Source organism: Novosphingobium sp. HNCC26BN242 (assembly GCF_057180525.1).
Map to the genome: position 1 here is coordinate 1,213,165 of NZ_JBXUGM010000001.1, position 12,125 is coordinate 1,225,289.

Annotated in this window: 10 protein-coding genes; 4 read left to right on the top strand and 6 right to left on the bottom strand. The window is 59.7% G+C overall.

Features of this window, described 5'->3' with window-relative positions; all coding sequences use genetic code 11:
- Positions 1 to 316 precede the first annotated feature (316 nt).
- Complete coding sequence (gene pdhA / locus AC2A1F_RS05760; RefSeq protein WP_484208178.1) at positions 317 to 1,327, top strand: pyruvate dehydrogenase (acetyl-transferring) E1 component subunit alpha; 1,011 nt, start codon at positions 317 to 319, stop codon at positions 1,325 to 1,327.
- 1 nt (position 1,328) lies between these two features.
- Complete coding sequence (locus AC2A1F_RS05765) at positions 1,329 to 2,717, top strand: pyruvate dehydrogenase complex E1 component subunit beta (RefSeq protein ID WP_484207778.1); 1,389 nt, start codon at positions 1,329 to 1,331, stop codon at positions 2,715 to 2,717.
- Positions 2,718 to 2,780: 63 nt separating this feature from the next.
- Here AC2A1F_RS05765 and AC2A1F_RS05770 read toward each other — a convergent pair whose 3' ends face one another.
- Genes AC2A1F_RS05770 through AC2A1F_RS05780 form a run of 3 tightly spaced genes read right to left on the bottom strand, consistent with a single transcriptional unit; the run spans position 2,781 to position 5,847 of the window.
- Positions 2,781 to 3,446, bottom strand: coding sequence for a TadE/TadG family type IV pilus assembly protein (locus tag AC2A1F_RS05770; protein ID WP_484207779.1), 666 nt, complete (start codon positions 3,444 to 3,446; stop codon positions 2,781 to 2,783).
- Positions 3,443 to 4,039: a TadE/TadG family type IV pilus assembly protein gene (locus AC2A1F_RS05775; RefSeq protein WP_484207780.1), complete on the bottom strand. Its 597-nt coding sequence runs from the start codon at positions 4,037 to 4,039 to the stop codon at positions 3,443 to 3,445. The genes AC2A1F_RS05770 and AC2A1F_RS05775 overlap by 4 nt, the downstream gene beginning before the upstream one ends.
- Positions 4,036 to 5,847: a Tad domain-containing protein gene (locus AC2A1F_RS05780; protein ID WP_484208179.1), complete on the bottom strand. Its 1,812-nt coding sequence runs from the start codon at positions 5,845 to 5,847 to the stop codon at positions 4,036 to 4,038. The genes AC2A1F_RS05775 and AC2A1F_RS05780 overlap by 4 nt, the downstream gene beginning before the upstream one ends.
- 317 nt (positions 5,848 to 6,164) lie before the next feature.
- Between AC2A1F_RS05780 and AC2A1F_RS05785 the strand changes: the two genes are divergently transcribed.
- Together AC2A1F_RS05785 and AC2A1F_RS05790 are read left to right on the top strand one after the other, a co-directional pair.
- Entirely contained in the window at positions 6,165 to 6,752 is a 588-nt protein-coding gene (locus AC2A1F_RS05785; RefSeq protein ID WP_484207781.1) for a hypothetical protein, read from the top strand.
- 95 nt (positions 6,753 to 6,847) lie between these two features.
- On the top strand, positions 6,848 to 7,312 hold the full coding sequence (locus AC2A1F_RS05790; RefSeq protein WP_484207782.1) for an EF-hand domain-containing protein: 465 nt from the start codon (positions 6,848 to 6,850) through the stop codon (positions 7,310 to 7,312).
- A 47-nt stretch (positions 7,313 to 7,359) separates the two neighbouring features.
- On the opposite strand, the gene trmFO is transcribed toward AC2A1F_RS05790, so the two are convergent.
- The 3 genes from trmFO to gyrA are packed head-to-tail and all read right to left on the bottom strand — an operon-like array spanning position 7,360 to position 11,891.
- Positions 7,360 to 8,724, bottom strand: coding sequence for a methylenetetrahydrofolate--tRNA-(uracil(54)-C(5))-methyltransferase (FADH(2)-oxidizing) TrmFO (gene trmFO, locus AC2A1F_RS05795; RefSeq protein ID WP_484207783.1), 1,365 nt, complete (start codon positions 8,722 to 8,724; stop codon positions 7,360 to 7,362).
- A gap of 54 nt (positions 8,725 to 8,778) precedes the next feature.
- Positions 8,779 to 9,132, bottom strand: coding sequence for a DUF952 domain-containing protein (locus AC2A1F_RS05800; protein WP_484207784.1), 354 nt, complete (start codon positions 9,130 to 9,132; stop codon positions 8,779 to 8,781).
- The gene (gene gyrA / locus AC2A1F_RS05805) at positions 9,129 to 11,891 is read right to left on the bottom strand and encodes a DNA gyrase subunit A (protein ID WP_484207785.1); all 2,763 of its coding nucleotides are present in this window, start codon (positions 11,889 to 11,891) and stop codon (positions 9,129 to 9,131) included. The genes AC2A1F_RS05800 and gyrA overlap by 4 nt, the downstream gene beginning before the upstream one ends.
- Positions 11,892 to 12,125 lie beyond the last annotated feature (234 nt).

A 12,125-nucleotide genomic window follows, 5' to 3' on the forward strand; every position in this document is an offset into this window, starting at 1 on the left:
GAACGTATAACCATTTTGGTTCTCGTAAATTGCATAGGTATCCGTTGGTGGTTCGTGACCTGCGAACATCGTTGCGATTGGCGGCTTGTCCGGTATAGGCTTGCTGGACATTCCGAACGTTACGGAACGTGAGGCTGCCAGAAGAGGAACCCCAGACTTGGCAAAATCCGCCAGGCCCAGAACGGCCAACCCCGCGGCAAGCGCCGCCGCGAAGCCTGCCAGCAAGGCACGAGCACCCCGCGCGACAGTGCCAGCAGCCGATCCTGCATCTGGGCCGACAGTTGCATCGTCTGTTGCGGATGAAGCCGCTTTTGCGCTGCGCAGCCTTCAGCAGGCTCACGCCAACAACAAGCGTTATGATGCCAGCGACGAAGAACTGCTCAAATTCTATGAGCAGATGGTGCTCATCCGCCGGTTTGAGGAAAAGGCGGGGCAGCTTTATGGCCTCGGTCTGATCGGGGGCTTCTGCCACCTATACATCGGCCAAGAAGCGGTCGCTGTGGGTCTGCAGTCCGCACTCGACGAAGGGCACGACAGCGTCATCACCGGCTATCGTGATCATGGGCATATGCTTGCATACGGCATTGATCCCAAGGTCATCATGGCAGAGCTCACCGGGCGCGGCGCAGGCATTTCGCGCGGGAAGGGTGGTTCGATGCACATGTTCAGCACCGAGCACAAATTCTACGGCGGTCACGGCATTGTCGGTGCGCAGGTGCCGCTTGGCGCAGGGCTCGCCTTCGCGCACAAATACCGGAACGATGGCGGCGTGTGCATGGCCTATTTCGGCGATGGCGCGTCGAATCAGGGCCAGGTTTATGAAACCTTCAACATGGCTGCGCTGTGGAAGCTGCCCATCATCTTCGTGGTGGAAAACAACGGCTATGCCATGGGCACCGCTGTCTCGCGCGGTTCGGCCGAAACGCATTTCTACCGCCGCGGCACCGCGTTCCGCATTCCCGGCATGGACGTGAATGGCATGGATGTGCTCGAAGTGCGCCAAGCTGCCGAAGTGGCTCTGGAATATGTCCGCGCGGGCAATGGGCCAGTTCTGATGGAATTGAAAACCTACCGCTATCGCGGTCACTCCATGTCCGATCCGGCCAAATACCGGAGCCGCGAGGAAGTGCAGGATATGCGTGACAATCACGATCCCATCGAAGGTGCCAAGGCCGAACTGCTGAAGCGCGGCGTGACGGAAGACAAGATCAAGGAAATCGACAAGCGCATTCGCCAGACCGTCGCTGAAGCCGCAGATTTCGCCGAGACGTCGCCCGAGCCTGATGTGGCCGAGCTGTATACCGACGTGCTGGTGGAGACGTATTGAGATGGCTATCGAACTGAAGATGCCCGCTCTCTCCCCTACGATGGAAGAGGGCACGCTTGCCAAATGGCTGGTCAAGGCTGGCGATGAAGTGAAATCCGGCGATATCATTGCCGAAATCGAAACCGACAAAGCAACGATGGAATTCGAAGCCATCGACGAGGGCGTGATTGGCGAAATCCTCGTCACCGAAGGCACTGAAGGCGTAAAAGTCGGCACTGTGATCGCTACGATCAAGGGCGATGATGACGCTGCCGCTTCTGCTGCACCACCAGCACCTGCAGTCGCCGAGGCGGCACCCGCCAGCGTTGCGCCGGTTGGCCTAGATGCCAAAGCCAAGGCTGCTGCGGCAATCGCCCCCAAGACCGATGCAAAGCCCGCTGCCGATCCCGCACTGCCCGCCGGAACCACGATGGTCCCCACCACGGTTCGCGAAGCGCTGCGTGATGCCATGGCCGAGGAAATGCGCGTCGATGATCGCGTTTTTGTGATGGGCGAGGAAGTCGCCGAATACCAGGGCGCCTACAAAGTCACGCAAGGCCTGCTCGAAGAATTCGGGCCACAGCGCGTGATCGATACGCCCATCACCGAATATGGCTTTGCCGGGATCGGTGCTGGCGCGGCGATGGGCGGCCTTCGCCCGATCATCGAGTTCATGACCTTCAACTTCGCGATGCAGGCGATTGATCACATCATCAACTCGGCTGCGAAGACCAACTACATGTCCGGTGGCCAGATGCGCTGCCCGATTGTGTTTCGTGGCCCCAACGGTGCGGCCAGCCGCGTCGGTGCGCAGCATTCGCAGAACTACGGTCCATGGTACGCCAGCGTTCCGGGCGTCGTTGTCATCGCGCCATATGACAGTGCCGATGCCAAAGGCCTGCTGCGCGCAGCGATCCGAAGTGAAGACCCGGTCGTGTTCTTGGAAAATGAACTGGTATATGGTCGCACGTTCGATGTGCCTGCGATTGATGATTTCGTCCTGCCTATCGGCAAGGCCCGCATCGTTCGTCCGGGCAAGGACGTGACCATCGTTTCGTACTCCATCGGCGTGGGCTTTGCGCTCGAAGCGGCAGAAACGCTTGCTGCCGAAGGGATCGATGCCGAAGTGATCGATCTGCGCACGTTGCGTCCGCTGGACAAGGCTACCGTGCTGGCCTCGCTGGCCAAGACCAACCGTCTGGTCGTGGCAGAAGAGGGCTTTCCGGTCTGCTCGATCGCGTCAGAAATTATCGCGATCTGCATGGAAGAGGGCTTCGACCACCTCGATGCCCCAGTCCTGCGCGTCTGCAACGAAGACGTGCCGCTGCCTTATGCAGCCAACCTTGAAAAGTTGGCCCTGATCAATTCAGCCAAAGTCGCAGCCGCCGTGCGACAGGTCTGCTATCGCTGAATTGCGCAGCAGCCGCAGCCATAGAAAAAGGAGCGCCGAACCAATCGGCGCTCCTTTTTCATGTCAGACATCATCGTCGAATTTCGTGCAACGGGCCACAGGATCGGGCAGGGCCGGATTGCGCTGGTAAATCTGTGAAAGGTCGCGATCGTCGCGCACGTTGAACGTGGCAATCGTTCGCACCATCGCATCGGGCACGAATCGCTGGCTGACAATCGGTTGATACATATATTCGATCTCGATAAAGATCACCGCATCGCCTTCGGCAGCTGTCACTTCATCGCCGGGCGGGCCCATTCCCACTAGCGAGCCATCAAGGCCCGTTCCCTCCGGGCCGTAATCCGATTGAAACGCCAACCTGCCCTTGCAGCGTTGCCAATGGATATACTGCCGGTCCGTGGTTCCGGGCACAACTTCCAGACTGCTGATCACTACGCGGCCATGTTTGAACAGGCCCAGATTGCCAGACTGGATGGCGGCCCCTTTCAGAATATCGTTGATATCGCTTTCGTAGATGCTCAGATTCTCCAGCAGCGACACGTCGCCGATGCGCGAACCATTGTCGGCAAGCTGCATGGCAAGCTGGCTGATCCGCATGTGCGTGATGGCAAGATTGCCCAGCTCTGCGCCCCAAAGGCCAAGCATGAGAACGACCGGCAGACCTAGCGCCATTTCCACTGCGGCCAGCCCCGATGCCTCCCGCGCAAGGCGCGCCACCAGGTTTCTCATGTGCAATTCCCCACCTTGGCGACACTTTTCTGCAGATCATAGGGCTGATTGCGCAGAACGGTAACAGCCTGATTGGTGACCGTTTCAGACATGCCCACCAGCGATGCCATCGGGAACTTGCGGGTATACGTCATCGATACCGAATAGAGCACTGCATCACGTGCGCCGCCAAGGCCTGCAGCGCCGCGGTCTTGATCCCAGGTGCTGTTGCCGTTGGCGTCTTCAAAGGCTTCGCCATCATCGCAGGTGCCATTGGTATTCGCGTCGCTAAAGTCCTCGGGGACGCCAACGGCTGAGAAGTTTGCGTATGCTTTTCTCGAGAACGTCAACTTGGCATCGGGAACCACGCGTTTGATTTCGGTTTCCACGCGCTTGTCGATCTTGGTCAAAAGGTTCGCAGCGCCTTCCACAGTTGCAGCACGCGCCGCCCGCTGCATGGCACCTTGCAGCATGGTATTGGCATAAACGGTGTAACCCAAATCGAACAGTCCCATCAGGACCACCGCCAGCACTGGCGCCACCAGAGCAAATTCGACTGCGGCCACACCGTCTTGCGCTATATGCAGCGATGCCTTGGATGGCAGCCCTGTCATAGTGACAGCCTGAGGTCGCCGATCGACTTGGCGATTTTCTTGAATGCCTGATCCAGTTCTGCGGCATTGGAAGCCTTGAAATAATAGCCTTCGCCCGCGCAGTTTGTCATGACCGGGTTCAGTTCGGTGCCAAACGCAATGAACCAGACCTTCATGTTTTTCTTCTTTGCCTGCTCGCAAGCGAAGGAAAACCGTTTCTCGATCGTACCTGTCAGGGTCAGCGAAGACGCCGGACTCCAACGCCGCTGCGCAATTGGTTCAACGCCATAAGAGGAATAGCTGATGTCGAGCGACGAAGTCTGACCGTCGGTCAGGAATATCAGGTGCCGCGTGGTGCGTTTCTTGGGCGATACGTCCGCATTTTCTGCAGCAAACAGTCCGGTAGGCGAAAGCAGGCGGGCGGCCCAGACCATGCCGATATCGTGATAGGTGCTGCCCGAAGCGACAAGGCCATCGATATAGGTGTCAAAGTCACTCTGGCTCCAAACCTGCAACTTGCGCGATGGAGTGGGGCATGCAGCAAAGCCTGCAATGCCCGGCGCCAGATATTCGTCGTTGGTGACGACCGTTGCCGTCGTGAAATTGCCTGTGCCGTTCCACAGCCGGGCCCGCTCATATATCAGGGACGGATACATCGGCCGCCATTGTGTGTCGGGATCGCCGAAAGTCGGGACCCGATCGATGTCGAGATCGAACGCACGGCCAAGATCGACGTTGTCATAATCGTCAATCTCATAGGTGGAGCGTTCCTCGATGCAGCCGTTCGAGGCCGTTCTCCAATCTGACGTGTCGCGATTGACATCCCTGTATCGCCAGGACGTGCCTGTGCCGACCGTTGGTTCGGTTATGTAGCGGTAGGTGTCGACAAATTGTGTGTAAGTCGTGGTCGAAAGAGTGCAGGTATTGCCGGAAAGGCTGACATTATAGGTGCTGCCATTGCGTGTGCGCAGATATTTGCTGATTGTGCGCGTACCAGCGGGTTCGGTTACCGCCTCTGTCGTGGTGGATTCAAGAACAGTGTTGAGCGTTAACGTATCAGCAGGCTTATTGCACACCAGCGCTCCGCCCGCGCCTACGGTCGCTGCAAAGGTGCTGCTTTTTGTGGTATTGCTGCCCGAAACCGGAGAGAGAGCGCTGAAATAGCTGTAAGTTCCGCCGGTTTTATTCGAGCCGATCAGGGTGCGCGAAGGGTACGACCACTCGGGAACGACCCACTCGTCCTTCAACAGCGAACCAACGTTCACATTGGTTGAATAAGGCACAAAGCCATAACGAATGCGGCTTTCGGGCTGCCGTGTTGCCTCCATGGTCGCAAAAAAATCTTTGACCACGGTCTTGAGCACCGAGATACGAGGGTTGGTGTCGTCGGGATTGCTTTCTGCCATCGATCCGGTCACGTCGAGAGCCATCACGATATCGGTGTTGGGCACGGTGAGTTCGGCTTTGCAGGTTACCGAGACATCGATCTGGTCTTTGCCAAAGAACTGCATGATATCGGTAGGCAAAACGACTGAAGCAACGCCGGTGATCGTATTGCCGTCGCCGATTTCCAACCGGAAATCCCGATCAAACGAATTGTATATGCCGTCGCCAAAGTTCGCGTTGAAAAAGCGATTACCCTTGCCAGCAACTGTGCCACCGTCTGTATCAACATTGAAATTGCTGATCGCACCTAGTTCTTTTCGGGCGCCAAGTACCCCTGCGTCGCAGGCCTGCTGCAAGCGCGATTCGATGATATAGGCCCGCCCCATATCAATGCTCGAACCCACCAGAGCGAGCAAAGGAACAACAGAAAAGGCAAATATCATCAACACGTTGCCACTCTGATCGCGCCTCAGAGAAGCAAACGCATTCGCAACCCACCTGATGGAGGCGAGTACGGTTAACAACCGTCTGGATGCTGGCGAATACGCAATAGGCATGCCTGCCGAATAGCGGTATTTACTTAATTCTACGCAAAAGCAGATTGGTTAACAATTAACCAGTTAGACGATCACCGTGGCGCATTTGCCTCTCCAAATCAATTGGCCGGTTGCGGCGTTCGCCAAGTTGCTTTTCACGATTTCCCGATGGCCTATCGTGCGGTAACGGCGCTGCATCAACGCGAAACGCAAGGTCGCCAGCTATGCAGATTGAAGACGTGGCCTCGGGCGACGAACTGACCCCTCGCAATCGCCTCGCTCTGGCCTATGCACCACGGCATGCGCGTGGTCCGTGGGCTGCACTGCTTTTGCTTGAGCAACGACTGGCAGACGCGGCACGACCCGGACGCGATCCACTGATGGTGCAATTGCGCCTTGCTTGGTGGCGTGACCGGCTTTTGGAAGATGCCGCCCGGTGGCCGGTCAGCGAACCCGTACTTGCCCATCTTCGCACCTGGCAGGGGCAGCATCAGGCACTTGTCGGCCTTGTCAATGGCTGGGAAGCGCAGATTGTGGGCGATGATGGAGGGCAAGAACTTGCCACCGCGCGGACCGATGCGTACATGGCCTTGGCAAGTCTGCTTGGTGCAGGCAGGCTTGAAACGGTTCGCGCCGCCGCAGCGCATGTTCACGCCCCCCATGCAGCAACCCCTTTACCCACCCCCATGCCACGCGCCATGCGGCCGCTTGCCGTTCTGCGCGCGTTTGCTCTTGGCGATGCGCGTGGCGGCAAGCCAACACCGTTTGCCGATATGGCGCGGATCGTTCGTGCCGGTGTGTTGGGGCGTTGAACCGCGGCGCAAGGTCCTGCCAAAGCGGTGTCATCTTGCGCTGCCACGTTCTGCGCCAAGGCCTAGCTTGCCTCCATTATGGAGCGCACGGGATCATGATTCGCGGATTGCTGGGCGGGCTTGCGGCTCTCATGCTCGTAGCTGCGGGTATCTTCTGGTGGCAGGGCCGTGCTCAAACCGCTTTTGAAGCGCCTGTGCTGCCCGTGGCCGAAGCGCCCGAGGAAGAGCCGGAGGATTTGCCCAGCGCCGACGTCGAAGGCCTGATGGGTGCCGCCCCACCCGAGGCAACCGGCGTCGGGAAGGAAACGCGCCGCTTCAACTTGGTCGACAAGGACCGCGACAACCGCATCAGCCGCACTGAAATGCTCAGCCAGCGCGCCAAGGCCTTTCGCAAGCTTGATCAGGACGGCAACAACCTGCTGACTTTCGAAGAATGGGCCTTTGCCACGGTCGACAAGTTCAAGACCGCCGATGCCGACGCCAACCTGTTCCTGACGCGCGAAGAATTCGCCACCACCCGGCCGAAGGATAAGCCCAAACCAAAGTGTTCCTGCAAGTGACTCCCCTCCCGCAAGCGGCAGGGGTTGGGGGAGGGTCTGTTACCCCCTCACAAACCACCAACCCATGCTGCCATGTCCACCTTCGCCCGCTCAGTATAAGCCTCCTTGCGCGCCTTCTTCTTCACATCGTGCAGCGGCGGAAACAGGCCGAAGTTCACGTTCATCGGCTGATAGCTCTCCGCTTCGGCATCTCCGGTGATATGCGCCAGCAGCGCGCCTAGCGCGGTCGTGCGCGGGGGAGGGGTCCAGTCCCGCCCGGCAATTTGCGCAGCGGCCATAAGCCCGGCGAGCATCCCCACCGATCCGCTTTCCACATACCCTTCACACCCAGTGATCTGTCCTGCAAAGCGAATATGCGGCGCGGATTTCAGCCGCAACTGGCGGTCAAGCAGCGTCGGTGCATTGAGGAAAGTGTTGCGGTGCAGCCCGCCCAGCCGTGCAAACTCCGCCTGCTCCAGCCCCGGAATCGTGCGGAACACGCGCACTTGCTCGGCATGCTTCAGCTTGGTCTGAAAACCCACTATGTTCCACAGCGTGCCCAGCTTGTTATCCTGCCGCAATTGCACCACGGCATAGGGCCACCGCCCACTGGGGTGTTCAGCCGTAGCCCAATGCGGATTGTCGAGGCCCACCGGCTTCATCGGCCCAAACCGCAGCGTCTCCACCCCGCGTGACGCCATGACTTCAACCGGCATGCAGCCATCGAAGTAAGGCGTGTTGGCCTCCCACTCCTTGAACTCGGTCTTCTCGCCCGCCAGCAGCTCTTCGTGAAAGGCGAAGTACTGCTCCTTGGTCATCGGGCAATTGATGTAATCGCGCCCATCTCCGCCCATTTCGAGCGAGGCTTCGGCCCCTTTGTCCCAGCGCGAAGCCATCCACGCCACGTCCATATTGATCGATTCACGATAGACGATCGGCGCAATCGCATCGAAAAAAGCAAGGCTATCGGCCCCGGTCGCTGCCCCGATGCTGGTGGCCAGCGATGGCGCGGTCAGCGGCCCCGTCGCCACGATCGTCAGCCCGTCCGATGGCAGCACATCCACCCGCTCGCGCACAATCTCCAGCGTCGGCTGCGCGCGCAGCGCTGCCTCAACCTCTGCGGAAAATACATCGCGGTCCACCGCAAGCGCCGATCCCGCCGGAACGCGCGCCTTGGCCGCCGCCGCCATCAACAGGCTGTCGCATTGGCGCATTTCATAATGCAGCAGGCCAACTGCGTTCTTCTCGTCATCGTCCGACCTGAACGAGTTGGAGCAGACCAGTTCGGCCAATCCGTCGCTGTTATGAGCGGCGGTCGTATCGCCACCCCCGCGCATTTCCGAAAGCCGCACGCGAATGCCGCGCCGGGCCAACTGCCACGCCGCTTCGCTGCCGGCCATTCCTCCGCCGATGATGTGTACCTGATGCGTCATGCTGCCGCCCTTGGCATCGCCGCGCCGCTGCGGCAAGACCGTCTACGGTGCAAGCTACCCCGCAACCGGCAGTTTGACCTGCCCGGTGTCATCGCGCTCCAGCGGCCCATAGGCCAGCGTAGCGTCCAGCGGCAGATCGGCGTAAATATGCGGAAACAGCTGCCCCCCGCGCGAAGGCTCCCACTTCACCGCATCGCCCAGCACGGTCAGATCGACGGCTACCACGTGCAGGTCATCTTGGCCCGCAAAGTGCTTGTCCACCGTCTCGGTCAACTGTGCTTCGGTCGACAGGTGAATGTAGCCATCGGTCAGATCGATGGGCGCGCCCTTGAACACACCCTCGGCCTCAAGCTGCACCATCTCCGCACCCGTCAGCACTTTGTAGGCGGTGAGCGGAAGATCACTCATTCCGCCGAACCCTCCTCATCCGGCGCAACAGCTTCATCCGTCACAGGTGCTGCTGCGATCTCGTCCACAGCCTCTTCCTCGGCCAGACGCACCGCGCTCACCACATGTTCGCCGCCCGAAACGTTGAACAGGCGCACACCGGCACTGCCGCGCCCGATAACACGAAGCGTGGTCAGCGGCAGGCGGATCAGCTTGGCCTGATCGGTCACCAGCATCAACTGGTCGGCCTGGCTCGCCGGGAAGCTGGCTACGACCGGGCCATTGCGGCCGATATTGTCGATGTTGGTGATGCCCTGACCACCACGGCCCGTCCGCCGATATTCATAAGCCGACGACAGCTTGCCATAGCCATTGGCACAGACGGTCAGGATGAACTGCTCACGCTCAGCCAGTTCGGCCATGCGCGCTGGCGGTGTGGTCGGCTCGCCTTCCTTCTCGCCCTTCCACGGGGCGAAGCGGATATAATCCTCACGCTCTTCAGGCGATGCGCCCACGCGGTGCAAGATTGACAGCGAGATGACCTCGTCATCGCCCTTCAGCGTCATGCCGCGCACCCCGGTGGATGTGCGACTGGTAAACTCGCGCACTTCGTCCCCTGCAAAGCGGATTGCCTTGCCTGACCGTGTGGCCAGCAGCACATCATCGCTCGGCTCCAGCAGCGCAACGCCGATCAGACGGTCATCGCTCGGCGCACCATCATCGTCGGATTCGAACTTCATCGCAAACTTCCCGTTGGTCGGGATATTCGCAAAGGCGTCCATCGAATTGCGGCGCACGTTGCCCTTGGCCGTAGCGAATACAACAGAGAGCTTACCCCATTCCGCCTCATCTTCGGGCAGCGGCAGCACAGTGGCGATGGTCTCGTCCTTGTCGAGCGCGGGCAGGAGGTTGACCACCGGGCGTCCACGCGTGGTCGGTCCGCCTTCGGGCAGGCGCCACACTTTCAGGCGATAAACCTTGCCCGCGGTGGAGAAGAACAACACCGGCGTGTGTGTGCTGGTGACGAACATCGTCGCCACGGCATCCTCTTCCTTCGTCGCCATGCCGCTTCGGCCCTTGCCGCCCCGGTTCTGCGCGCGAAAGGTGGAGAGCGGAGTGCGCTTGATATAGCCGTCGAGCGTGATCGTGACGACCATGTCCTCGCGCTCGATCAGGTCCTCGTCCTCGATACCATCAGCAGGCGCGGTGATTTCCGAACGGCGCGGCGTGGCGAATGCCTGGCGCACAGCCACCAGTTCTTCGCGCATCACGGCAAACAGCTTCACCCGGTCTGCCAGGATCTCCAGCAAAGCTGCAATCGTCTTGGCAAGACCTTCAAGCTCGTCGCCAATCTCGTCGCGCCCCAAAGCAGTAAGGCGATGCAAGCGCAGGTCAAGAATGGCGCGAACCTGCACTTCGGACAGGCGATAGGTGGCGGATTCGGCCGAACCGATATCCTCAATGGCTTCCACCAGCTTGATATAAGGGGCAATGTCCCCCATCGGCCATTCGCGCGTGATCAGCGCTTCGCGCGCCACCGCCGGGTTGGGCGATCCGCGAATGATCCGCACCACTTCGTCAAGATTGGTGACAGCCACAACCAGCCCGAGCAGAATATGGGCGCGGTCCCGCGCCTTGTTCAGCTCAAACTTGGTGCGGCGGGTGATGACTTCTTCGCGGAAGCGAACGAAGGCCTCGATAATGTCCTTGAGGTTGAGCACCTCGGGCCGCCCGCCACGAATGGCCAGCATATTCGCCGGGAAACTCGATTGCGCGGGCGTATTGCGCCACAACTGGTTCAGCACCACCTCGGGCGTTGCATCGCGCTTGAGGTCGATGACCACGCGCACGCCTTCGCGGCTTGATTCATCGCGGATATCCGAAATGCCTTCGATCCGCTTGTCCTTCGCGGCCTCGGCAATCTTTTCTACCAGACCGTTCTTGCCGACCTGATAGGGCATGCTGGTCAGCACGATTGATCGCCGGTCACCCCGGCTTTCCTCGATGATGTGCCGCGCGCGCATAATGATTGATCCGCGGCCCTCGTGATAGGCCTTGCGCGCACCTGCCGTGCCAAGGATCAACGGAGCGGTGGGAAAGTCCGGTGCAGGGATGATCTGGATCAGTTCATCCACCGTAATCAGCGGATTTTCCATGTAGGCAAGGCAACCGTCGATCACTTCGCCAAGATTGTGCGGCGGAATGTTCGTCGCCATGCCCACCGCAATGCCGCCCGCGCCGTTGACCAGCAGATTGGGGAAGCGTGCGGGCAGAACAGAAGGCTCATGCTCCGAACCATCATAGTTCGGCGTGAAATCGACCGTGTCCTTGTCGATATCGGCCAGCAGCGAATCCGCAACCTTCGCCAGACGCGCTTCGGTATAACGCATCGAAGCCGGCGGATCGGGGTCCATCGATCCGAAGTTGCCCTGGCCGTCGATCAGCGGCAGCCGCATCGACCAGTCCTGCGTCATGCGCGCCAGTGCGTCATAGATCGCGCTGTCGCCATGCGGGTGATATTTGCCCATGCAATCGCCGACGATACGGGCGGACTTGCGATAGGCCTTGGTCGAGACGAACCCGTTTTCGTGGCTGGTCCACAAGATGCGGCGGTGCACCGGCTTCAAACCATCGCGCACATCGGGCAGGGCGCGGCTCACGATCACGCTCATCGCGTAATCGAGATAGCTGGTCTTCATCTCATCGACGATGTCGATCCGCTGGAACTCACCTTCGGGGAAGGGGCTGGGGGGATCGATAATGGTGGTGTCGTCGCTCACGGGAACCGCTTTTCGTTATCATGACAAATGGTGAAATATGGCCCTAGACCTAATGCCCCGCCAAGGCCAGCAATCCCGCCCGGATCGACCCTGAAACCCGGCGGTTTTCCACACTTGCGACAAGATGCATGAATATTCGGACGAGGCGTCATTCAATCCGCGTTCAGCGCAACAAGGATAGCGCACAAACCGTTGCAAAGGGGATTTTTCCGCGCCACTAGCGGAACAGCCCAG